We start from the raw sequence: 24,995 nt of genomic DNA on the forward strand, positions 1-24,995 counted from the left end.
AAAGGAGAGACTGATGCCGGGAATTATTTTATGTGGTCACGGAGGTTTTGCTTCCGGACTGGAAAAAGCCATGCTGCAAATCATCGGGGAGCAGGACGATTTCATTGCCATTGATTTCCCGGCTGAATCCACCACTCAGCGTCTGACGCAGGAACTGGAAACCGCACTGGAACAACTGAAACAGTGTGACAGTGTGATTTTTCTGACCGATATCCTTGGCGGAACGCCGTTCCGGGTATCCGCCACGCTCTCACAGGGACGGGCAGATCGCGAGGTGATCACCGGCACAAATCTGCAATTGCTGCTGGAGATGTCACTGGAGCGGGATACTCTCTCACGGGATGATTTTCGCCGGGAAGCGCTGGCCTGCGGCCACAGGGGATTAACCAGTCTGACCGATGAATTACAGCGCGCGCGCTGCTGTGACACAGAGGATGAAGGAATATGACACAGCAGATCCGGGCACGCAGGGTGCTGACAGAATATGGCTGGCGTGAAAACCAGGCGATCACCGTTCATAACGGTATCATCACCGCTATCACCCCGCTGCCCGCAGGGGAAAACCGGTTTGATGCGGAACAACTCTGCCCTGCTTATATTGATACCCATGTTCATGGCGGACAAGGTATGGATGTGATGGATGATTCTCCTGATGCACTGGCCACTATTGCTGCTTTCAAAGCACAACAGGGGGTTGCAGCCTGGCTGGCAACAACGGTCACCGCACCGCTGCCGGACATTAAATCCACCCTCGCCCGCATTGCCCGTTATTGTCAGCAGCAGACAGTAACAACACCGGGGGCTGAAGTACTGGGCAGCTATCTGGAAGGGCCGTATTTTACGCCGGAAAATAAAGGTGCACACTCGCCGGAACTGTTCCGTGAGCTGGTTATCAGTGAACTGGATGAATTAATTGCACTTTCACAGAACACGCTGAAAGTGGTCGCGCTGGCCCCGGAAAAAACAGATGCGCTGAATGCTGTCCGCCATCTGAAAGCCCGCGGGCTGAATGTCATGCTCGGACACAGTGCCGCTTCATATAAACAGACGCTGGATGCCTTTGATGCCGGTGCTGATGGTCTTGTTCACTGTTTTAACGGTATGACCGGCCTGCACCATCGCGAGCCGGGGATGGCGGGCGCCGGGTTATCTGACGCCCGCGCATGGCTGGAACTGATTGCGGACGGACATCATGTTCATCCCGCAGTGATGCAGATTACCTGTCAGTGTGCCGCACACCGCACCGTGCTGATTACGGATGCGATGAGGGCCGCCGGACAGCCGGATGGTGTCTATGACATCTGCGGACACGATGTCACCATGGAAGCCGGCATTGTCCGTACTGCCGCCGGAGGCCTTGCCGGCAGTACGCTGGCGCTGGATGATGCCGTCTGCCGGATGATAAGCACTGCCGGTACATTACCGGAAACCGCAATCCGCATGGCGTCACTTCATCCTGCGCAACTGCTGGGAATAACACAAACTCACGGTACCATCGCGCCGGGTAAACGTGCTCATTTTAATGATCTGAATGCAGACTGGCGGGTCAGGCAGACCTGGATCCACGGACTGCCGGTTTATTGATTTTCTTTCATTATAAGGCGTAGTTAAGCTATGCCTTTCTTTTCCTTATCACTTCCCGTCAATTGCTTTTATATAACAGACTAATAAACAACAGCTTAATCATTTCACCTGTGGTGCAAATCACACTTTTCGTTTTCTTTTCATTTCGCAATTGATCCTTCAATTTCATTCCTGTAAATTGAATTTAAATACCAATCGAAACCAATCGAAAGACAAAAAGGCTTACTTTATCTTTTGACTCATATTACTTTCGAATTGAACGAAATGTTAAGGATAAAACTATGCATGCCCCTCTTGCTCCCGCCACACCGCACTATTCCACCTGGACTGAAACTGAAATCCGCCAGCAGCCGGATTGCTGGATGAATGCGCTGCACTCAATTGACGCACAGCGTACGGCGCTGGACGCCTTCCTTGCGCCTCTGCTCGCACAGGATAATCTGAACATTATTCTTACCGGCGCGGGAACCTCTGCCTTTATCGGTGAGATGATTTCGCCGGTACTGCGCCGCCTGACCGGAAGATCTGTCACCGCTATCCCGACCACCGATATCGTTACAAACCCTGTGGATTATCTGCCGCAACATCGGCCGGTACTGCTTATTTCATTTGCCCGCTCAGGTAACAGCCCGGAGAGTGTAGCGGCATTTGATCTTGCCAATCAATGTATTGCGGACTGCTCTCATCTGGTGATCACCTGCAATAAAGAGGGACATCTGTATCAGCGCGTGCAGGGTAAAAAGAAGGGTTTTGCACTACTGATGCCGCCGCAGACAAATGATAAAGCCTTTGCTATGACCAGCAGCATCACCTCCATGATGTGCAGTTGCCTTGCCGCACTTGCCCCGCAAACATTCAGCACACAACACTTTACCCGTGTGGCTCAGCGGGCGCGTGAGACTATCGCGGCACATGGAAACGGCACACAACATTTACCGGGAAATGACCATTTTTCGCGGGTTGTTTATCTCGGCAGCGGCAGTTTTCAGGGGCTGGCCCGTGAATCTGCCCTGAAACTGCTGGAACTGACTGCCGGTCAGACCGCCGCGTTTTACGATACCCCGACCGGTTTCCGCCACGGCCCGAAATCACTGGTCGACGGTGAAACCCTGGTGGTCATGTATATCTCAAACCAACCATACACCCGTCAGTATGATTTAGATCTGCTGGCAGAGCTGCGCCGTGACCGGATAGCAAAATGCGTTATCGCCATTGCAGATAAGCCGGATGACATCATCAGCGCCGGTGCACACTGTTATCTGCCCGCCGGTGACACGCTCAGCGATACAGAACTTCTGTTCTGCTTCCTGCCTTACGCACAGCTTTTTGCTCTCAGTCAATCCGTTAAGGCCGGGATAACCCCGGATACACCTTCTGCCAGCGGAACCGTTAACCGGGTGGTTCAGGGCGTTATTATTCACCCGTGGACTGACCAACATACAGGAGCGTAATCATGGGTATCATCTCTACAAAATATTTACTGACCCACGCACAAACTAACGGCTATGCTGTTCCGGCCTTTAATATTCACAACGCCGAAACGATTCAGGCCATTCTGGAAACCTGCGCGGAAATGCGCGCACCGGTTATTCTTGCGGGCACGCCGGGCACCTTTAAACATATCGGATTTCAGGAAATTTATGCCCTGTGTCAGGCCTATTCTCACTCTTTCGCCATGCCTGTCGCACTTCATCTTGATCACCATGAAACCCTTGACGATATCCGCACCAAAGTCGGTGAAGGTGTGCGCAGTGCAATGATCGACGGCAGTCATTTCCCGTTTGAAGAAAATATTGCCCTGGTAAAATCTGTCGTCAGTTTCTGCCACGCTCACGATTGCAGCGTGGAAGCCGAACTCGGTCGTCTTGGTGGTGTGGAAGATGATATGGACGTTGATGCGGAAAGTGCATTTCTGACCTCCCCGGACGAAGCCCTTCGCTTTGCACAACAGACCGGCATTGACAGCCTGGCGGTTGCCATCGGTACAGCGCACGGGTTGTATACCCACCGCCCGAAAATTGATTTCGCCCGGCTGGAAAAAATCCGCAGCATTGTGGATATCCCGCTGGTACTGCACGGAGCAAGTGATGTGCCCGATGCCGATGTGCGCCGTACCATTGAGCTCGGGGTATGCAAAGTCAACGTCGCCACTGAACTGAAAATTGCCTTTGCCGGTGCGGTCAGAGAATGGTTTGCCGCCAATCCGGAGGGTAATGATCCGCGTTACTACATGCGCACGGGAATGGATGCCATGAAAGCCGTTATCCGCGACAAAATCCGCGTATGCGGCGCGGATGGTCAGCTTTCGTAGACGGTCAGGCGACTCCGGTTCCCCCGCCGGGGTCGTCACTACCTGCAAAAAAACAAAATAATAAAAAATAACAACGAAAAAATACTGTCCCGCAACACCCCTTAACCAATAAATTATAAAGAAGCTGAGGAGTACTCTACGATGTCGCAGGAAAAGTCGTTTAAGTCTAAGCTCTGGGAATTTTTTCAAAGTCTGGGAAAAACCTTTATGTTTCCCGTCTCATTACTGGCATTTATGGGATTATTACTGGGGGTCGGCAGTTCAGTCACCAGTCCTTCCGCAATCAGCAGTTTTCCGTTTCTCGGCAATGAATTTGTTCAGCTGACCTTCGGTTTTATGGCCATGGTCGGCGGCTTCGCATTTACTTATCTGCCTGTCATGTTCGCCATGGCGATCCCGTTCGGCCTGTCAAACCGCAATAAAGCGGTTGGCGCATTCGCCGGATTTGTCGGCTATATGCTGATGAATATGAGCATCAACTATTACCTGACCGTCACCCACCAGCTCGCTGATCCTGCCATGATGAAGCAGGTCGGGCAATCCGTGGTATTAGGGATCCAGACTCTCGAAATGGGCGTACTGGGCGGAATTGTTGTCGGCATCATTACTTATTTTCTGCATGAGCGCTTTCAGGATACCGTGCTGCACGATGCTTTTGCCTTCTTCGGCGGGATCCGTTTTGTTCCGATTATCACCGCACTGACGCTTTCTCTCGTCGGGCTGGCTATTCCGTTCCTGTGGAAATATGTGGCAATGGGAATTGCCGGTATCGGACATATTATTCAGAGCACGGATGTATTCGGTCCTTTCCTGTATGGCGTCGGCGTACTGCTACTGAAGCCTTTCGGATTGCATCATATTCTTCTGGCAATGGTCCGCTTTACCCCGGCCGGCGGCACAGAAATGGTAGACGGCTATGAAATCGCCGGCGCACTGAATATTTTCTATGCCGAGCTGAAAGCCGGTCTGCCATTCAGCCCGCACGTAACCGCCTTCCTGTCTCAGGGCTTTATGCCAACCTTTATCTTTGGTTTACCGGCAGTTGCCTATGCGATTTACCGTACAGCAAAACCGGCGAACCGTCCGGTTATCAAAGGATTATTACTCTCCGGGGTGCTGGTTTCTGTCGTTACCGGCATTTCAGAGCCGATTGAATTTCTGTTCCTGTTTATCGCGCCGGTACTTTATATCTTTCATATCATTATGTCCGGCCTCGCGCTGCTGGTCATGGCACTGCTCGGTGTCACGATAGGTAATACGGATGGCGGTATTTTGGATCTGCTGATTTTCGGAATAATGCAGGGTACTGCGACCAAATGGTATCTGGTGTTCCCGGTCGGGGTTATCTGGTTCGCCATCTATTTCTTTGTCTTCCGCTGGTACATTTTAAAGCATGATGTCAAAACACCGGGACGTGAAGATGCGCCTGAAGGTGCGGAACAAGCGGTTCAGGCTAATACCCGTGCGCGCGGAAAATCAAAATACGATCATAATCTGATCCTGACAGCGCTTGGCGGTAAAGAGAATATTGACTCGCTCGACAACTGCATCACCCGCCTGCGCCTTGTGGTAAAAGACATGAGTAAAATCGACAAAAAAATACTGAAAGATGCCGGTGCATTGTCTGTCGTGGTACTGGATGCGCACAGTGTTCAGGTCATTATCGGACCGCAGGTACAGAGTGTGAAATCCGGCCTTGAAGCCTTAATTTAAACAGGAAGTGAGCATGTACAATTTTGACGAAATCATTGAGCGGAAAAGTGACCGCTGCCGGAAATGGGATCATCAGTATGTCTGTTCGCGCTTCGGTGATGTCCCGCAGGACTTCATTCCGTTGTGGATTGCAGATATGGATTTCAAATCGCCTCCCGCTGTGATTGAGCGTTTTTCTCAGATAGCACAGCACGGGACATTCGGCTACACCTGGTGCTTTGATGAATTCTATGAGGCCGTTGTCCGTTTTCAGGCACAACGCCATCAGGTACAGATTGACGCGGAGTGGATAACACTAAGCTACGGCACTGTCTCTACCCTGCACTATCTGGTGCAGGCATTTTGTCAGCCGGGTGACTGTGTGATGATGAATACGCCGGTTTATGATCCCTTCGCCCATGCTGTCACCCGGCAAAATGTCACGGTACTGACCAATCCGCTGGTTGTGCGTGATAACCGCTACCATCTTGATTTTGATAATATCGAAAAACAGATGCGGGAGCATCAGCCCAAAGTTTGGCTGTTTTGTTCTCCGCATAACCCGTCAGGGCGGATCTGGACGGGTGCAGAGATAAAACAGGCCTCTGATTTGTGTCAGCAATATGGCGTTCTGCTGGTGATTGATGAAGTGCATGCCGAGCATGTTTTATACGGAACGTTTACCAGTTGTCTTCAGCCGGGCTGTGCTGCACCGGAAAACCTGATTTTACTGACCTCACCGAATAAAGCCTTTAATCTCGGCGGATTGAAAACCTCATACAGTATTATTCCGGATCCTGTACTTCGCGCGCAATTTCGCCGTCAACTGGAAAAAAACTCCATCACATCGCCTAACCTGTTTGGTGTATGGGGGATTATTGACGCTTACAACAAAGGCACCGCATGGCTGGATGCACTGAATATCTATCTGAAAGGAAATGCGGATTATCTGACACAGGCTGTTTCGGATTATTTCCCTGACTGGCGCATGATGCAGCCGGAATCCTCTTATCTTGCCTGGATTGATATCAGTACAACAGGGCGGACAGCGACAGAGCTGACACACTATTACGCACAGAAAACAGGTGTGGTAGTGGAGGACGGCAGTCATTATGTTGCTGACGGAGAAAACTATCTGCGGATCAATTTCGGGACACCACGGCGTTTACTGACGGATGCGTTTGAACGCCTGCGCCGGACAACATAAACTAAAAAAAATTGGCGACCATGCTGTATTCCATCAACAGGGTCGCCATAATTACCGATGTTTTACCTTGATTCTAACAACACTTAACTGCTCTGGTTTGTCATGCTCTGCTTTACTGAAAAGCCATTTTCATTGAAGCATCCGGGGCATGACACCCATCTGCTTTTACGTCCATGTAACGGTAAATCCATTTAACCGCCCCCGTCCCGGGGTAATTCCTTTTATCGCCTGCGGTATAAACCGCAAGCTTCCTGACAAAACGTCCGTGTGGTAAATCCTTTTACATCGGACTTCCGTGTCCGGCAACATCCGTTTACGTCCCTGAGGGATAAATCCATTATCCCGATAAACCATTAAAAAATAATTCCTTTATTTTTTAATGTTCAGGTTCGTTGACCAGGTTATATTCGCATCCTTACTGACATATTGACTTATAACAATCCGGTTATAAGAAACATCTGTAATAACAGCAATTTAAAAAATATTTCAGAGAGATAACTAAATTTACTTTATAATTCACATCCGATGTGAAGTTATAAAAACAGCAACTTAATCTTTAATTCAATTGAGCGTAATAACGTGAACAAAATATTAATTTACAGACAAATAAAACAAATACCAATAAGAATAGACTCAATTTACAACCACGCCGATTTACTTAAATACTCAGACTTACTACGGCGCGCTATTACGGGATAAAGACTAACACCTGAGGATATATCGTCAATAAGAAATGGATTAGCTTTTATATCAATCACGCCATTATCTTGCCAAATAACATTCAATTAATTTTTCTTCTTTTTTATCATTCAAAATAAAAACACATTCGATTGTGAAAATGAAAATGATAAAACTACCATGCACTATAAGCCAGTTAATTACTCTGCGTGATATCACGAAATGTTCTCCATTCTGTTGCTTATAGTGGAATTGATTTTCCCCAGACTTCCTGGTTTTTAGGACAATACTCAGATAATGACTCATCCCATGTTTTAGCAAAATAACCATAATCAATTGATTTGAATGCATTACCATGCCATTCACTAAAATAAATCACGTTAAAACAAACAAAAATCAATCTATTTTCACACAAATAATTAACATTTAATCATTAACCGAAATAACTATTCCGAGTAAAACCACGTAATCGTAATTTGCTTAAAATGAAAACATCAAGGTTAATAGTATTTGTATAATTAAATTGATTATTAACAAGGCAACTCCTAATATAATTTAATTACTTTATAATAAGAGTGTCTTATTTAAATACAGGTTAATTAACCGGAGGGTAATAACATCAATAGCCCGACCGCGTGAAATTACTCGCCGAAAAGTTAACGTCTAAATTGTCCGATATTATCATTATTGTTTCATTATCAAAATGAGAGGCTATCATTCTTATACAATACACAGAGCTGCTCACGTCCTTTCGGCCTCCGTCATATCATCATCAGCGGAATGAGCCCACAATTATCTGGTGATATATTTCACAAATTACCGCTGATTTAAGAGTTCTCTCACACTTTCATTTATTCCCCGCGCCGGTGGTTCATATATTGCTTTATTCCTTATGACCGATGACCCGCTGAGGCCGACGTATGACCTCTCATTCCATTTATTATAAAAGGAGAGAAGGATGTCAGATCTCAATCATCCAACCTCTGATCTTATCTATCAGCTGGACGACAAACCCCCGTTTCTTCAGGCCCTTCTTGGTGCAATCACCCATTTATTAGCCTTATTTGTTCCGATGGTCATGCCTGCACTTATCGTTGGTAAAGCATTAGATCTGTCTGCCGATACCACGGCATACCTGGTATCGATGGTTATGATAGCCTCCGGTATCGGTACCTGGATTCAGGTTCACCGCTACGGCCCGATGGGATCCGGTCTTTTATCTATTCAGTCTGTTAATTTTTCATTCGTGACCGCTATGATTGCTATTGGTACGACCATGCGCAGTGATGGTTTACATGAGGAGCTCATTTTATCCTCTCTGCTGGGCGTTTCTTTTGCCGGGGCTTTTCTGGTTGTCGGCTCCTCATTTGTACTGCCTTATCTGCGCCGGATAATCACTCCGACAGTCAGCGGCGTGGTCGTACTAATGATAGGTCTGAGCCTGATTAAAGTCGGTATTATTGATTTCGGCGGCGGATTTTCCGCCAAATCGGCCGGAACCTATGGTAATTATGAAAATATCGGCGTGGGATTGCTGGTGCTTCTGGTGGTGATAGGCTTTAACTGCTGTAAAAGTCCGTTGCTGCGGATGGGCGGTATCGCAATAGCGCTGGTCGCCGGATATATCGCCTCCCTGTTCCTGGGATTGGTTGATTTCAGTACTTATCAGAATACCCACTTTATTACCGTACCGATGCCGTTCAAATTCGGGTTTTCCTTCGATTTCACCCATTTTCTGGTGATCGCTATCATTTATATCCTCAGTGTGCTGGAAGCGGTCGGTAACCTGACAGCCACGGCAATGGTATCAAATCAGCCGATCAAAGGAGAGGTGTATCAGAACCGGCTGAAAGGCGGTGTGATGGCGGACGGCGCTGTTTCTGTTATCGCTTCCGCACTGGGTTCTCTGCCGCTGACAACCTTTGCACAAAATAATGGTGTGATCCAGATGACCGGTGTGGCATCCAGTTATATCGGTCGTTTTATTGCCGTAATCCTGGTTTTCCTCGGGCTGTTCCCGACTATCGGCTGGTTCTTTACCACCATACCCGCGCCGGTGCTGGGGGGGGGCGATGACACTGATGTTCTCAATGATTGCCATTGCCGGTCTGCGCATTATTATCTCCAACGGGCTGCGTCGCCGTGAAACACTGATAGTGGCAACCTCTCTCGGTCTGGGCCTGGGCGTGTCTTACGATCCGCAAATTTTCAGTATTCTGCCGCCGTCATTATATATCCTTGCAGAAAACCCGATTTGCGTCGGTGGTCTGACTGCCATTGTTCTTAACCTGCTTATCCCGATGGGGCAGCGGCGCAATGCAGCCAATGAAGAAGAGCCCGATATGCTGGCCGATGAGCTTGAAACCATGCTGGATGTCCCGGATTCAGAGCGCGACCTGCCGGATATGGCGATGCCTGCAAAAAGAAAACGGGTAGTCTGACGCGATACTTTCTTTCATGCCGCCCCATAAAAAAACCGCGAATTATCGCGGTTTTTTGTGTTTAATCATATAGTTAAATCAGGCATTACTTGCCATAGTCTGCGGGGCATCTGCCTGCGCATCAAACATCTGCAACATTTCACGGGCAGCATGACGACCCGCCGCCATTGCTGTCACCACAAGGTCGGCACCATGTACCGCATCACCTGATGCAAACACTTTGGCATTAGTGGTCTGATTATTTGTGCGTCCGTTTCCGCCGGTCTTAATCTGTCCCCATTTATCCAGCTGAATATTATAACCACTCAGCCACGGCATTTCGTGGGACTGGAAACCAAAGGCCATAATCAGCACATCTGCATCCAGAACAAATTCTGACCCTTCAACCGGCTGCGGACGCCTGCGCCCGTCAGCACCCGGCTCACCAAGCTGAGTGCGGATAAGCCCGATACCGGTGACCGCGCCCTGCTCATCACGCGAAATAAACTGCGGCTGGACGTTAAACAGGAACTCCACACCTTCCTCGCGGGCATTAACCACTTCTTTTTTCGAGCCGGGCATGCTGGCTTCATCGCGACGATAGGCACAGATAACACTTTCTGCCTCACGGCGCACAGCCGTGCGCACACAATCCATTGCGGTATCACCGCCCCCCAGAACAACCACTTTTTTACCTTTGACATCAACCCACGGATACTCATCAGCCACAGGTAAATCCATCACATCGCGGGTGCTGGCAATCAGAAACGGCAGTGCCTGAACCACGCCCGGGGAATCTTCATGTTCCAGCCCGGCTTTCATCATACCGTAAGTCCCGACTCCCAGCAGAACCGCATCATAGTCATTCATTATGCGGCTGAACGGGATATCTTTGCCGATTTCACAGTTAAGATGAAAGGTTATTCCCATATCGGTAAAAATCTGCCGGCGCTGTGTAAGCAGTTGTTTATCCAGTTTAAATGGCGGGATCCCGAAGGTCAGCAGTCCGCCGATTTCCGGATGGCGCTCAAATACATCTACTTTCACGCCCGAACGCGTCAGAATATCCGCACATCCCAGCCCCGCCGGACCTGCACCGATAACCGCCACCCGTTCAGTACGCGGCGTGATGTCTTCCGCCACTTTCGGCCGCCAGCCCATCATAAAGGCAGTGTCCGTAATGTAACGTTCGATGTTCCCGACGGTTACCGCTCCGCCATGATTGCGCAGCGTGCAACGACTTTCACATAGCCGGTCCTGCGGACAGACCCGCCCGCAAATCTCCGGCAGTGAACTGGTTGAATTACTCAGCTCTGCCGCTTCAATAATTTTGCCTTCGCGGACTAAGCGGATAAGATCCGGGATGGAATTGTGCAGCGGGCAGGATAAATTACACATCGCTTTCTGTGAGCAATAAAGGCAGCGCTCACTTTCATAACCGGCACAATGTTCATCCAGGCCACGGTAAATCTCCCCGAAATGCACTTTACGCAGGGCGGCGCTCTGTTTTTGTGTTCCTTCGCGCGGCGGCCGTTTGAGGATCTCAAAACGGATCTCCGATTGGCGGGCTTTGTTATATGCCCCTGTCGCTGCCCGCATCAGGCGGTCATTGCGCAGGATAACAAGTTTGTGTTCATCCAGAATGCTCAGTGCGTTAGTCGGGCAGTTTGCCACACAAGCCGGTGAGCCGCCGGTGGTTTCACACAAATCACATTTTTGTGCCAGTTCATGCTGATAATCAAACGTCATCACCATTTCCATGGCACCAAACGGACAGGCCAGCACACAGCTTTTACAGCCGATACATTTTTCCTGATCGAGCTTCACTACATTGTCAGTCAGGCGGATTGCGTCAACCGGGCAGATTTTTGCACACGGCGCGTCTTCACACTGACGACAGGTCACAGCCAGACTGTCATTATCTCTGAAAATAACCCGGATACGGGGTGAATAATCACGGCTGTCATGTGGCCAGTGGTGGTCATTATGCGCGACAACACAGGCAATTTCACAGGCATGACACCCGATACATTTCTGACTGTCCGCAACTATACATTTATTCATGTTCACCTATCGCTTTCCGGTTTATCAGTAATGATAACCATGCAATAACCGGGCTCATTTCCACATTTATACGTATTTTCTGGTCATTTTGTGGAACAGCTCAAATTCTGCCAGTGCCGGGAGGAAATAACACCCCGGCAACAGGGTTATCAGGTTTTTTTACTTTAACGGGGAGCGGGGTTTTGTTTTTTGACCTGAACCGGTCAAAGACTGAATAAAATAAATTGAATCGAATCAGCTGGTAACAGGATCCTTCTAAACAAGATACCCCGGAGTCCCGGGGTATCGACTGATTTTATTGCTGTGCTGATAAATGATTAATGGTGCAACATATCGTGTACGATATCTTTTCCGTTCATCGTATACGGATAATAGGTCGGCCAGTTATCCAACTGAGTCAGCAGCGCGTCCTGAGACTCATTTCCCATATAAAGATGGAAATGCTCTGCTTTTTCCGGTGCGATAATATGATCACTGAACTGAATAAATTTTGGTGCATGACTGTTTTTATCTTTACATTCAAACAGGTAACGCACACCTTTCTTTCCTGATGTGTAATTCAGAACCCGGTAACCGGCGTAGTGATATTCACACTGATCCACTTTGTCACCGCGATGGAACTCGATGATATTATTTTCAATACCAATCATATCCACATCTGTTTTATATCCTTTGGCATAATAAGCACGGTATTCTTCTGCCGTTTTATCTTTATTTTTCGCAGCTTTAGCCTGCATTACCGGCTCAAGTTCGCCGCCGGCAAGATAAGGTGCCACGGATTGCCAGACACCGTCCCAGTCACTCAGATTGCGGTTCTGAACATCTTTATCATTAAATATCCCTTCTGCCGCCTTACGCTGAGCCGGTGTCTGTTGTTTATCATGATGATGACCATGAGCCATCGCTGTACCACTGAGCAACCCGGCGGTCAGCAATGCAGAAATAATCGTTTTTGTGATCATACTTACCCCTGTACTGCTTTGAAGCGCGGATTGGATTTGCAAATAACATAGATGCGACCACGGCGGCGGACTATTTTACAATCGGGGTGGCGCTGTTTGGCTGACTTCAGTGAGCTGAGTACCTGCATTATTTTTTCCTCTTTCCCATAAAACCAATTAGATATGTTATAACATAACAATATCGTTTTTTGAGTCTGATCACCACTGGTTTTTAACTTTGTTTTTTATACGGAAAAAAATATGGAAAAGAAGAAGAGGATAGAAATGCAGGTAATTGATTGAATATAGATATATACCCAACGTCATTCAGGATGCAGGAAGGCGGCAAGGGAGGACAGGCGGGTCACATACATCAGTATGTGACCCGGCCGGGTGCTGTCAGCTATCAGGATTGAGCAAGAAAGGCCTTATCATCCAGAACCCGCAGGGGTTCAATCGCGCTCTCTTTTTTGATGACAAGTGACGGATCAGAACGCAGACAAACACCGCCGTAGTGCCCGCCGACAGTGAATGTACAAACCTGGATATAGCGCTGTGCCACCTTCGGCAGGCACCAGAGCTGCTGGTAAACATTCTCCTGTCCGCCAAAATTGCCATGGGTTTCATCCAGCATTTTATCCCCGCTGTCCACCAGCCCGATATTGTCGCCGCAACGTCCGGCTATCGGTTTCACGGCATAGCCGGTACGGCGTAATTCATCACTGATGTCAAACTCCGTATCAAGCAAATAAGGATGATGCGGAAAAAGTGACCAGAGGATCGGCAAAATAGCTTTATTACCGGGGATCACTGTCCATAGCGGCTCAAAAACACTGATTTCAGGGCGCAGCAGCACATCAATCAGCCGGACATCATTATGATGCGGATGTCCGGTACGGATAGGCAGCACTGAGTGTGTGCGGTCATTTTCACTCTCTTTACGCAGCTGCTCCAGAGCGGTTTCCCAGGCCCAGGTTTTCCAGACGCATTGCAGTACCCGCCCTTCACCGTCAATCACCTGCCCGGTTTCATTCCAGGTCAGTTCATCCAGACCGTGAATGATCCGACATCCGTAACCCGCGGCAATGATAGTTTGCGCCATAAAGAGCGCATGATAGTTTTCCTCACCATCATTGTCCTGCATGATATGAATAAAGGGTTTTGCTGACGTGTGTTTCCAGGTATCGGTCAGAATGTCACGCAGATCTTCGCCCGGATCACGACCTTCAGTCAGTCCGCCCTGCTCCGCCCACCGTTTAATAATAAGGCTGGCTTCTGTATGACAGGATGCGGAATCTGCATTATATTCATAGACTTTCAGACCCCGTTCGTCCATACAAAAATCCAGGCGCCCGGTTACCATATCATGACGTCGCCCCTGCCATGAGCGCCGCAGCCGTGGCCAGAGGATCTCAGGGATATTGAATAATTTCAGCAGATTATCATCTTTCAAAACTTTTTCTGTGGCGTGCAGATACATCAGATGAACTTCATTGGTCGCCTGAATCAGTGCGTGTTCTGCGGTATCTGAAATAGTGAAATATTCATGGGGATCTGCATTCAGAATGCATCCCTTTTTCGCATTGATATAGGTCTGTTCGAGCGGATCCGCTTCATTCAGCCATGTACCGGTGAAATCGGCATTGTCACTCAGGCGCGCGGCATGAAGTGTCAGCAGCTCAGGATTAATTGCCGGCTCATGATAAGCGTGCTCATCATCATCAGTCTGGATCATCCAGCCAAGAATATGTGTATCAGAGAACGTATCCGTCAGGGTGTAACAGCCATTTTCGGTTGTCATCGGTAATTCACGGGTCCATTGCTGACCCTGCGGTAATTTATGATGAATAACATTCTGTTCCGCAACGCGGACTTTACCGTCACAAACCTGTGTGATAACCGCCACATGACCTGTGCGCTCAAACTCTCCGCACGCCTGCCAGATAAGCAGGCTGCCCGCGACCGGTTTCCGGCGGCTGCCGTTGGCAAAAGCATGCAATGGCAAAATGCCGTCATCCGTTACATGACGCAAAAAACGCAGTGAAAAAATCTCATGCGCCATACCGACATCAGTAAATACCATACCGTAATTGAGATACAAAAAGCGGCGCGAAAATTCGACACACTGCCATTTATATCCCATATATTCATTGCCGATATAACTGCGGAAGGAGATATCATCCTCTTTCTGCGCATCAGTCATAGAATCGTAATCTGATGAATAGATAGCCACACCGCCGGGTGCATAGCCCAACAATGCCCCGAAAGGTTCATGTTCTGTGATTGTTATACTCATAATGCGGCCTTACTGAAATTAATTAGATTGCAAATATGTGCTTACTAATAATTCAGTATACGCCCGCTCATAAAAAAAAACACCGGGGCTTTTCAGCCACGGTGTCAATTACTCTGCCGGGTTATATTTTAAGATTTAACTCACACCGCCGGGTTTTCTTTTTTCGGATGATAACCATTAAAAAAGACATTCAGTACAACCGCACTGACTGTTGCCAGCAAGATCCCGCTGTGCAGTAATGGCTGTAAAAACAGCGGTAATTTGGCAAAAAACCCGCTGGACAATGTCGGTGTCAGACCAACCCCCAGGCTTATCGCCACAATATAAAGATTGTAGGAGTTTCCGTTGTAATCCACACGGGACAGAATGCGGATCCCGGTAGCCAGCACCATACCGAACATCACCAGCCCCGCACCGCCTAACACAAATTGCGGAATAGACGCGATAATCACCGCCATCTTCGGCAGCAGCCCGAAGATTATCAAAATCACACCGGATGCCACACACACCCAGCGACTGTGAACTTTTGTCACCCCCACCAGCCCGACATTCTGAGAAAATGAGGTATGCGGGAAGCTGTTAAACAATCCCCCGATGACGGTTCCGATTCCATCCACCCGCAGTCCGCGTACCACATCATCCTTGGTAACCGGTCTGCCGACAATTTCTCCCAGTGCCAGAAACATCCCCATAGATTCAATAAAAACAATCAGCAGCACAATACTGAGCGTGATAATAGAGACCGGTTCAAAGGTAGGCGTACCCAGCGCCATCGGCGTGACCAGTTTGAACCAGGGCGCATCGGCATAACCGTCAAAGCTCACTTCATTGCACATCAGTGATAAAACAAAACCAAATATAATCCCCAGCAATACCGAGATATTGCACAGAAAACCTTTACAGAAACGGGTGACAAACAGAATAAACAGCAGAACGGCAAAGGAAATGCCGAGGTAGAGCGGATGACCATATTCGGGATTGCCTTTTCCGCCTGCCGCCCAGTCAATGCCCACCTGCATAATACTCAGGCCGATAGAGGTGATAACAATGCCGGTGACCATGTTAGGGAAAAGCGGCATCATTTTTCCCATTAACGGTACTATCAGCGTGGTAATCAATCCGGCCGCAATAGTTGCGCCAAAAATCCCCATCAGACCAATATCCGGATTTGCCCCGATAGCCAGCATCGGCGTCACCGCTGCAAAGGTTACCGACATAATCACCGGCAAACGGATCCCTGCAAATTTTCCGATACCAATACACTGAAGCAACGTGACAATACCACAGCAAAACAAATCAGAACTGATAAGCAGAGTCACCACCTCCTTACTCAGCCCCAGCCGGTCACCTATTACCAACGGCACCGCCACTGCGCCGGCATACATCACTAATACATGTTGCAGCCCTAACATCAGTAACTTACCGGCGGGCAGTATCTCTTCAACTTCGTCTATAACGGGTTTTACCGGTTCCTGCGCTTGATCCACACTATGATTGCTCATGAAACAGACTCCCTTACAACCGGGGCCCCCCGGCTTCGATTCGAAGATCGCGGAAAATGACACCCGGCAGCTGGGTGTCTCACTGTGATTCACATGGAGAACAAACCCGGCACGGCATCTGTTCATCATTTAATCAATTGAGCAAAATCCAGACCAAACCCGTTTTCAGGCAAAATAAAAGCCGCATTCCGTGACGGCATGCGGCTTTTTGTACCTGAATGCGATATAAAAACGCGATGCATCCCGCATTTTTATCAATCCTGTTTTATGTAATATTTCAGTCAGGTAACGGTGATAATCGATTGCCTTCTCAATTTAATAATGTCGTTATCACATTGATAGCGGGCTATCACCGGTCATTTTTACCACCGGATCTGTCAGTAAAAACACAATAAAAAACGGCCTGCCGGTATTATTTCCGGCAGACCGTTTTATATTCTGCCCAAATAAGCAGAACAGACAAAATAGTAACAATCAGAACAGAGTGGTGTGCGTTTCTGTTAACAGTGTAAGATCCGGACTGACCATATCATGAGCAATAAACTCGGCCGGGGAGAATGTATCGTTCTGCACGTAATCCGTCACATCACTTTGCGTAGCAGCATCCTCAGCAGGTAAATATTGCAGCAGATGATCAAGAGTCAGTGACTCCTCATTATCAGATAATAAATCATCCGGCAGTAATGGCGATATCACATCATCATTCACTATCTCTGCCGGCAGTTCAGTTCCGTTATGCTGACCAGTCGTGTCATACATAATTTTAAACACATCAGAGTCCGGTCCGGTCAGACCATTACCTTCAACACATGCCGTATAATTATAGGTATGACCTTCTTCAAAGCGCCCGGTGACATCATCAAATGTCCATTGACCGTCATCATTCACTGTAGCGTAACCAATCCGGATCCCGTCACGGGATACCGCAACCGTCTGATCGTCACTGAGAACGCCCTCAATATGTCCGTTTAATACAGGGGTTACCAATGGATTTTCCGGGTCAGGCAGGCCTGAATCATTCACCGTATCAATATTAGCGACGGCAGTAATCAACGGTGAAATACCGGTATTATCGGTATCGGTATTACTGTCATCTTTGCCGTCAGTGCCGGGCTCTTTGCCGTCAGTGCCGGGCTCTTTGCCGGTATTTCCGTTATCTTTACTGCCTGAGTCAGTATTTCCGTTTGATGAGTCATCATTATTATGACTATCACCTGACTTATGGTCTTTAGCTACGGCAACTGCGACACCCGCACCGGCGGTAAGACCGAGGAAAGCCAGTAACTCCCAGCCGATACCGGATGACTCCCAGGTAATCGGCGCAAGGATCTTGTCACCCTGCTGCTGAACAGATGCTTGTTTATCTGCCATGTTGCCGATATTGTCATGCTCCACCGCAGACTGAGGTGTATAGTCATGCACCTGCTTACCCGCCGTTTCTCCGATAATCTGTCCCGGAACCAGATAATAATCCTCAATAATAATGGAAGGTTCTTCTTCGCCCATTAAAAATAATTTCAGACTATTACCATCACGAACCATGATTACCTTTTGGGGAGCTGCGTTAGTTTGTTTATCCACTAACACATAATCCACCCCGGGGATGGCCTTCAGCACACTTACCCCATTTTTTACGAATGGAGCGGCTTTTTTCGTAATGCGGGTTGCTTTATCAACAACACCTATAACGATGGGCATGTTATGTAACTCCTGTATATAAAATGAAGCAGGTGCCTGTCGAATGAATCTCTGATAAATCAGATTTGATTTTTCCCTGACATAGCCATTAGTTTTGCATCATTATTTATTAGCTGCAGCAGTATATATAACAAGAACGCTCTATCTTCACAGAAATGTATAATGTCAGTATCACTGCAATAGTGTTCCCGATTTTACATACAAAGGACGGTAAAATGAATCATGTTTTTTATCCGGTATATTCCTAAATATATCCGGCAATCAATATCAGCCATGGGAAAAACGCATTTAACTTTCATAATAAGATAAATACTCTGAGTATAATGATTTTAACTTTAATAACCTTCATCATAAAAGCCGTAGAAAGATGATTACACCTATGGGTTTTAAGTAAAATAAAATAAAATATCACCAACAGTGAAAATATCCGGAATTATCTTATAACCAACCATTGGTTAGTTTTATTATAAAAAACTATCTCGCTGATTTTAAATGAATTTAATAAACCGTACTGACATCCATTAAAAACATATCAGGAATAACTGATTTTCGTTAATTCGCGTATAATGTTATTATCACAAGACAATTATTTTCATTATAGCCCGCACAATGGAGTGCCGGTAAAGAGCACCTGGATCTTAAGTTATGGAAAATAACATATCACGCGAATGCGATATCTATACAACCAGTGATAATTGTCACTATCTGCTCACATCAGGTCCGGATTATATTAGTGCACAGCTGCGTAATGGCGAAGTCTGGGAAGCATTTACTGTCGATACCTGTAAAAAATTAACAGAAGATATTGATTCTGCTGTTTTGATCGACATTGGTGCAAACTTAGGTTCCTGGTCAATACCAATGAGTAAACATATCAGCAAAAAAAAATGGCACCGTTTACTCTTATGAGCCTCAGCGCCAGGTATATAATCAGCTTTGCGGAAATATATTTTTAAATAAAATAACCAACTGTCTTGCACATAATTTTGCAATAGGCGACCACAATGGTGAAATTGACACTCCTGTTTTAGATGCTTTCACAGATCAAAATCTTGGTGCCTTATCTCTGGATCCCGATGTATTTAAAGAGCAACGCCCCACACTTCCGGAGAAAACAGTTAAAACTCAGTTAAGTACTCTGAATAGTCTGGAACTTCCTCATGCACATTTAATTAAAATAAGTACAGAAGGAATGGAACTGGAAGTGCTCACCGGTGGAAAAGAATGGTTAATAAAATCAGGATATCCCTATATCATTTTTAGAAACTGGGGAGATTACATGAAATCGACAATAGAAAAGAAAAAGAAAATACTGGCATTACTAAAAGATGAACTGGGCTATGACATAGTGGAAATTGGTGAGTTATATATTGCACAGCACAGTAAAAATACGGGAGCAAAGGTCTTTAGTACAGAAAATGGCTATAAAGTAAAAAAAGAAACTATCATGTATGGTATGGATTTTCTGTCAATGTGATTAAAATAAAAGGGCATATCATAATATGCCCTTTTATCGAAACCGGATAACACACTTAAAAACGCAACAGAAATCAGGAAATGGTATCAATCGCTCAGTTATATAAGACCGACTTACCGGTAACTTAAACTAACCTGCTGCGTTTCCATGTCATAGGTTCCGTTAATACGTAAATCTAACGGATAAGGATCCCAATAAACCAGGGTTCTTATTTCAAAAACAATCACACCGTATTGAGCATACTGATCTTTATCCGCCAGGGGAGAAATAATCAGTGAATCAGGAATAATTCTGTTTTCAAAACGTAATATCGCGTTACGCAGTTTCTCTTCAACCTGTTCCCAGGTCAATTGGCGGGCATACGCCCCGGTTAACGGAGCGATACCATAATTAATAACTGAATCTACAACCGGCGATTTACTGTAGCGCTGTAATTGCCCTTCTGTATTTTCAGTACCAAGGATATTAAGAAGATCACGCAATATCACCGAACGCATTCTACGTGAATCGAAATAAAATTTATCGACAGGCTCACGCCGCTCTTTCGGATGTTCATCGATCAACCGATCAAGCAATGCAGGAAGATATTGTTTTTTATTGTCCAACATTTTCGGTTTCAATATTTGCCATTACCATAGAAACTTTATTCAGCTCAGATAACGAATATTCACCCATATCAGTAATAACCATTTTCCCGCCTTTACCTGTCAGGAAATATTCAGAGATTTGATCCCACTGAGTTTCAAAACCCAGTTTGATTTTATCACTGTCGGTATCACGTACAGGATAGCGAGCCGGGATATAACCATAAAATATATCGTTTTTGACTTTAACCTGTGCATGGATCCAAATAAGATCCAATAAATCCCGTGGTTTTACAATATTAATAGTTTCAATTTCTGCAAACGGAACCCAGCGATAGCCACCAGCAACAATAAATTCGCAAATCGGCCCTAAGCGGCTGTCGTTATCGGCCATCCAGGCAAAATCACCAATCATTTCACCACTACCACCGGCAGCCGGGGCATTTTCAAATGCCTGTAAACGCAATGCTTCTGATTTATCTAACTTATTTTCAATCAGTAATTTATTCGCTTCCCAGATAGATTTCATCCACTCCGGTAACTCCTGCTGCAGCGTCATTGGCTCACGCTTTCCTTTCAGGATCTCTTCACGTAAAATTTCACTGAATACTAAATTTTTATACAGTTCAAGCTGCTTATCATCATTATGCCCATCAATTAATGACCATGTTTCCAGCTGAACCATTGCCTTTTCCCAATAACCTTTCAGGCAATAGAGTTTAAACAGCGTTTCACGAAAAACTAAGTCACTCGGCTGTTGTTTTACCTTATTAAGCATCTCTTCAAAAAATTCATCCAGTGATGAACCAGAAAGAATATCAGAGAGTTTTTGCGTTGTGGCCATTATCAAAATCCTTAATTAATTATAAACGGCTATCTAGGCCTAATTTATAGAGTTCCTTCGAAACAAGTGATGAAACCGAGTCTTTCGCATACGGAATTATTCCATTCGGAGCCAACATTCTGAGAATGTCGTAATCCTCATGCTCATCCTGTGTTAAATCGACTTCTTCCATAGTTGATAGTTCACGCCAGACACGTTCCATAAATGCGGACGTTTCAAAAATACACTCCGTCAGATTCAGGTCTTTTATTTGCTCACAAAGCGAGTCAAAACTACCATCATCATCTGTTGTTAATTTTGCTTCCTGTGTAGGGTGATCTCCGTTCTGAAGAGAATCAATTTCTCCCCATAACAGAAATTTCTTATATTCAACTTCCAGTTTTTTTAATTCATCGCCATTCTTTCTGCTCTCTTCACTGGCATATTCCATTGAAATAAATCCCGCACCCTGCGGTAATATTTCATGAATTTCAATATTACTGAAATCGACTTTCGTCGGAGTCAACTCAGTTAATGCTTCAATAACAGATGCTGACTGACTATTTTCAGCTGCAACAAATGAAAGCGAAAAATGGCCTATCTGAACTGTTGATCCGTAAATTAAGCGAACCTTTGTACCAAAAGGAACCTGCTGTTTATTTACAAAGCAAACCAGCTCCTGACAAATATTCTGTAAAACCGGCCCCGTATTGGTGTAATAAAATAAAACTTCAGTATCCTGACCGCTCCGGGATTGTAATGATACATTCGCCGTGAATGCATTAATAATCACCGGATTATCAATGGTATTTTGTTCAGTCAGCTTGACCGATCCTTTCCGGGTCGGCCAGTTAAAATGCAATAACATGATTCAATGGCCAATAAAGACGTTACATGAGCCACTTGAAATGACGGTACCACACCCGCCACAATCTCCGGCACGGGCAGCCGGAATATTGTTTACAAAGACAGAACATGAAGCACTGGATATGCAACATTTAACGTGGATAGAGCAGCAAACCGGTGCTCCGATAAATGTTTGCGGAATATTATTGGTTGTTACATTACATGACCCTGCTTCCACACATCCGCAGTGACAGGCAACATCACCCATTCGTGCTGCTGGTAACATATTAGCTCCTTATGCTTCCATATTTCTGCTGGGATATAGCCCCCTGAGGGGCTATATCGGTCAGAACGGTATTGAACCAGATACTGTTATGCTTGGGTCTGGTGTCGTTATCGACGGTGTCGTTATCGACGGTGTCGTCAGAGACGGTGTTGTCAGAGACGGTGTCGTCAGAGACGGTGTCGTCAGAGACGGTGTCGTCAGGGACGGTGTCGTCAGAGACGGTGTCGTCAGAGACGGTGTCGTCAGAGACGGTGTCGTCGGTGTTTCAATCGACGGCGATGTTGCTGTTGCCGTTTCAGTTGGTGGTGGCGTCGGCGGACAAATAGTCTTACATGGGATCTTCGCAAAGAAGAAGAATCCCGGTAATCCCGGTACTGCCGGCGCTGCTATAGCAACAGGGCTGCCCGGCTGTGTACCAAATCCGCGGGCATGAGCGTTATCACCAGGGTTCAGGTAGGTACAACAGCCATCCAGGATAAGATCAGATTTCGCTTTGATTTTGATAGTATCAGCAGTGATAACCAACGACCCAAGGCAACCAATAGCTAACTCACCACCGGCTGTCAGTGCAAATGCGCCTCCGACACCCATCTGCATTGCACCACCAACCGCAACGGAGTGGTAACCTCCGACGTTGGTTGCATAGGCACCACCGACGTTAATAGCATAAGCGCCACCGACGTTCGTTGAGCTTGCCGCCGCAATATTGACGGAGTGCGCAGCACCAAAGATCCCGCTATATGCACCGCCGATAACAACCGTATCTGACAAACCAACAATGCGGCTTGATAACCCGACAACATCCTGACTGTAGTTTGCACCCACAATCTCACTGCGGTTGGCACCAACCATGTTGCTCTTGTTAACGCCTACCGTTTCACTGCGGTTCACCCCGATGGTTGAAGCGGAGCTCACACCAATGGTTTGGGTGTGGTTTACACCAATTAACTGATCTTCATTCAGTTTTGTTACGCGGTGCATATTTCGTTCGGCTTGCTCCCAGTACTCTTCGAGTCCCGGTTTATCGTCGAAACGGATACCGTTGTAGTTAGTTTTTCCCCCGCCGATGGTCCGGCTGATCAAACCACTTTGTGTGCGGTTTGCCGGCAGATCCCATGGTGGTGGTGTTACGTTGTTATACAGACTGCCGATAATCATCGGGCGATCAGGATCTCCATGCAGGAAGTCAACAATCACCTCCTGACCTACACGCGGAATATAAATCCCGCCGTAATTATCCCCGGCCCATGCCTGGCCAACACGGATCCAGCAAGAGTCAGCATCCGTGTTATCGCCATAGCGATCCCACAGGAAACGGACTTTTACGCGGCCGAATTCATCTGTCCAGACCGTTTCACCTTTTGGCCCCACAACCAGTGCTGTTTGCGGACCATGAGTGACTGGTTTGCTGATTGTCTGTGGCGGACGATACACTTTTGTTGTCGGCTGAACGACAAAACTGGTATAGATACTGAAGGCGTCACTGTCCGTCTGCTGGTTAATTTCAGTTGCACGCAACTGATTAGAAATAACCAGATATTCACGGTTTGCTTTCGACTGCGGGAAATTCGACATCGAAAATGTCGTACCACAAACCACAGAACGGATTTCACCGGAACCGGTTGCACGGGCACCAAGACAACCTTGTTCTTCACTGCGCACACGCGCAAGGAATTCACCCATACCCGGATCATCATAATCACCCGGCCATTGGTACATTTCAAAGCTGTTATAGTTGGTTTTACGCGGTTTTTTATCCAGTGCGGAGATATCTGCACGGGATTTTTTAAAGTCATAATCCGATGTCAGCCATGATCCCGACGTAATTGTTTCCTGGGCATGGAATTGATCAATATATTCCTGACCATCTTTCGGTTTATCTGATTCATAACGCAGCGTATGGTAGGCCGGGCTGATAGTACGTTTATGAGCACCGACGTGGTCAACCAGCACCAGGCGGTTTTTCATATCATCATGTTCAAAGAACCAGTAAATACCCCACTCTTCCATCAGGCGCTGGATGAAATCAAAGTCCGTTTCACCATACTGAACCTGGAAATCGAGCGGCGGATACATAGCCGACAAGCGTTTTTCAATCGGAAAGTGATAAGTTGATAAAACTTCATCAATAATATCGACGACTGATTTTTGCTGATAAATTTTATAGTCAGATGTCAGTGTGGCCAGGTTGAGCCAGGGACGTACGATAAACTCATACATTGCCTGATTTTCATCGCGGCCGACAAAACGGGCCCGCTCAACAAGACCTGAGATCTCACGATGACCTTTACCGGCTCCGCGCTCAATTTCCAGTCCGTTACCATCAAGTTCGATGGTGACTGTCATCTGCTGGCCGATAAATTTCTTCAGATCCAGATTTGCCGCGGTCTGCCACGGAATGTTCGGGTTTGCGGGCGTTTTCGCAACCACCTTATACTGATACAACGTTGAAAGGGCTTCCTCGCCCTCAAACGTTGATATTGCTAATCCCGGCTCGCCCAGTAAATTGGGCATTGCCGAGCAATGCAAGGTTAATGTTCGAGGCATATTCACACCTAATTGGTTTGATACAAATCAAATTTGTAT

19 protein-coding genes and 1 pseudogene are annotated in these 24,995 nt (G+C 46.8%); 9 read left to right on the forward strand and 11 right to left on the reverse strand.

Annotation, left to right across the window (positions count from 1 at the left end):
- Window positions 1–13 precede the first annotated feature (13 nt).
- From agaF to AYY17_RS03645, 7 genes and pseudogenes are all read left to right on the forward strand, one after another.
- On the forward strand, window positions 14–448 hold the full coding sequence (agaF, locus tag AYY17_RS03610) for a PTS galactosamine/N-acetylgalactosamine transporter subunit IIA (protein ID WP_067421373.1): 435 nt from the start codon (window positions 14–16) through the stop codon (window positions 446–448).
- Window positions 445–1,584: an N-acetylglucosamine-6-phosphate deacetylase gene (nagA, locus tag AYY17_RS03615; RefSeq protein ID WP_067421375.1), complete on the forward strand. Its 1,140-nt coding sequence runs from the start codon at window positions 445–447 to the stop codon at window positions 1,582–1,584. The genes agaF and nagA overlap by 4 nt, the downstream gene beginning before the upstream one ends.
- 281 nt (window positions 1,585–1,865) lie before the next feature.
- Entirely contained in the window at window positions 1,866–3,035 is a 1,170-nt protein-coding gene (locus AYY17_RS03620; RefSeq protein WP_067421377.1) for an SIS domain-containing protein, read from the forward strand.
- Window positions 3,036–3,037: 2 nt separating this feature from the next.
- On the forward strand, window positions 3,038–3,895 hold the full coding sequence (gene kbaY / locus AYY17_RS03625) for a tagatose-bisphosphate aldolase subunit KbaY (protein WP_067421379.1): 858 nt from the start codon (window positions 3,038–3,040) through the stop codon (window positions 3,893–3,895).
- A 141-nt stretch (window positions 3,896–4,036) separates the two neighbouring features.
- Window positions 4,037–5,608, forward strand: coding sequence for a maltose/glucose-specific PTS transporter subunit IIBC (gene malX / locus AYY17_RS03630; RefSeq protein WP_067404344.1), 1,572 nt, complete (start codon window positions 4,037–4,039; stop codon window positions 5,606–5,608).
- A 13-nt stretch (window positions 5,609–5,621) separates the two neighbouring features.
- The gene (locus tag AYY17_RS03635) at window positions 5,622–6,794 is read left to right on the forward strand and encodes a MalY/PatB family protein (RefSeq protein ID WP_067421382.1); all 1,173 of its coding nucleotides are present in this window, start codon (window positions 5,622–5,624) and stop codon (window positions 6,792–6,794) included.
- A 1,636-nt stretch (window positions 6,795–8,430) separates the two neighbouring features.
- Window positions 8,431–9,913 (forward strand): annotated as a pseudogene (locus AYY17_RS03645) (nucleobase:cation symporter-2 family protein).
- Window positions 9,914–9,991: 78 nt separating this feature from the next.
- Here the strand turns inward: AYY17_RS03645 and AYY17_RS03650 are convergent.
- The 6 genes from AYY17_RS03650 to AYY17_RS03675 all read right to left on the reverse strand — a co-directional run bounded on the left by AYY17_RS03650 (window position 9,992) and on the right by AYY17_RS03675 (window position 18,393).
- Window positions 9,992–11,956: an FAD-dependent oxidoreductase gene (locus AYY17_RS03650; RefSeq protein ID WP_067421386.1), complete on the reverse strand. Its 1,965-nt coding sequence runs from the start codon at window positions 11,954–11,956 to the stop codon at window positions 9,992–9,994.
- Between the two features lie 317 nt (window positions 11,957–12,273).
- Window positions 12,274–12,918 carry a metal-binding protein ZinT gene (zinT, locus tag AYY17_RS03655; protein WP_067421387.1) on the reverse strand — a complete coding sequence of 215 codons (645 nt, stop codon included), beginning with the start codon at window positions 12,916–12,918 and terminating at the stop codon, window positions 12,274–12,276.
- A gap of 2 nt (window positions 12,919–12,920) precedes the next feature.
- Window positions 12,921–13,046, reverse strand: coding sequence for a type B 50S ribosomal protein L36 (gene ykgO, locus AYY17_RS03660; protein ID WP_004237696.1), 126 nt, complete (start codon window positions 13,044–13,046; stop codon window positions 12,921–12,923).
- Window positions 13,047–13,303: 257 nt separating this feature from the next.
- On the reverse strand, window positions 13,304–15,193 hold the full coding sequence (gene gss / locus AYY17_RS03665) for a bifunctional glutathionylspermidine amidase/synthase (RefSeq protein WP_067421389.1): 1,890 nt from the start codon (window positions 15,191–15,193) through the stop codon (window positions 13,304–13,306).
- 140 nt (window positions 15,194–15,333) lie between these two features.
- The gene (locus AYY17_RS03670; RefSeq protein ID WP_067404325.1) at window positions 15,334–16,695 is read right to left on the reverse strand and encodes a nucleobase:cation symporter-2 family protein; all 1,362 of its coding nucleotides are present in this window, start codon (window positions 16,693–16,695) and stop codon (window positions 15,334–15,336) included.
- A 474-nt stretch (window positions 16,696–17,169) separates the two neighbouring features.
- Window positions 17,170–18,393, reverse strand: a complete 1,224-nt coding sequence (locus tag AYY17_RS03675; RefSeq protein ID WP_067421391.1) for a hypothetical protein — start codon at window positions 18,391–18,393, stop codon at window positions 17,170–17,172.
- 645 nt (window positions 18,394–19,038) lie between these two features.
- Between AYY17_RS03675 and AYY17_RS03680 the strand changes: the two genes are divergently transcribed.
- The gene (locus AYY17_RS03680) at window positions 19,039–19,302 is read left to right on the forward strand and encodes a hypothetical protein (protein ID WP_067421394.1); all 264 of its coding nucleotides are present in this window, start codon (window positions 19,039–19,041) and stop codon (window positions 19,300–19,302) included.
- The gene (locus tag AYY17_RS21015; protein ID WP_082981255.1) at window positions 19,265–19,870 is read left to right on the forward strand and encodes an FkbM family methyltransferase; all 606 of its coding nucleotides are present in this window, start codon (window positions 19,265–19,267) and stop codon (window positions 19,868–19,870) included. Before AYY17_RS03680 ends, AYY17_RS21015 begins: the two co-directional genes overlap by 38 nt.
- A gap of 113 nt (window positions 19,871–19,983) precedes the next feature.
- On the opposite strand, the gene AYY17_RS03690 is transcribed toward AYY17_RS21015, so the two are convergent.
- From AYY17_RS03690 to AYY17_RS03710, 5 genes are all read right to left on the reverse strand, one after another.
- Window positions 19,984–20,478: a type VI secretion system baseplate subunit TssE gene (locus AYY17_RS03690; protein WP_082981256.1), complete on the reverse strand. Its 495-nt coding sequence runs from the start codon at window positions 20,476–20,478 to the stop codon at window positions 19,984–19,986.
- Window positions 20,465–21,298, reverse strand: coding sequence for a type VI secretion system accessory protein TagJ (locus AYY17_RS03695; RefSeq protein ID WP_067421398.1), 834 nt, complete (start codon window positions 21,296–21,298; stop codon window positions 20,465–20,467). The genes AYY17_RS03690 and AYY17_RS03695 overlap by 14 nt, the downstream gene beginning before the upstream one ends.
- A gap of 19 nt (window positions 21,299–21,317) precedes the next feature.
- Window positions 21,318–22,070, reverse strand: coding sequence for a TagK domain-containing protein (locus tag AYY17_RS03700; RefSeq protein WP_162271090.1), 753 nt, complete (start codon window positions 22,068–22,070; stop codon window positions 21,318–21,320).
- Between the two features lie 78 nt (window positions 22,071–22,148).
- Window positions 22,149–22,409, reverse strand: coding sequence for a PAAR domain-containing protein (locus AYY17_RS21020; RefSeq protein ID WP_082981257.1), 261 nt, complete (start codon window positions 22,407–22,409; stop codon window positions 22,149–22,151).
- A 60-nt stretch (window positions 22,410–22,469) separates the two neighbouring features.
- Window positions 22,470–24,956, reverse strand: coding sequence for a type VI secretion system Vgr family protein (locus tag AYY17_RS03710; protein ID WP_156656627.1), 2,487 nt, complete (start codon window positions 24,954–24,956; stop codon window positions 22,470–22,472).
- Window positions 24,957–24,995 lie beyond the last annotated feature (39 nt).

Origin of the sequence: Morganella psychrotolerans (assembly GCF_001676055.1) — a bacterium.
Classification (GTDB): Bacteria; Pseudomonadota; Gammaproteobacteria; order Enterobacterales; family Enterobacteriaceae; genus Morganella; species Morganella psychrotolerans_B.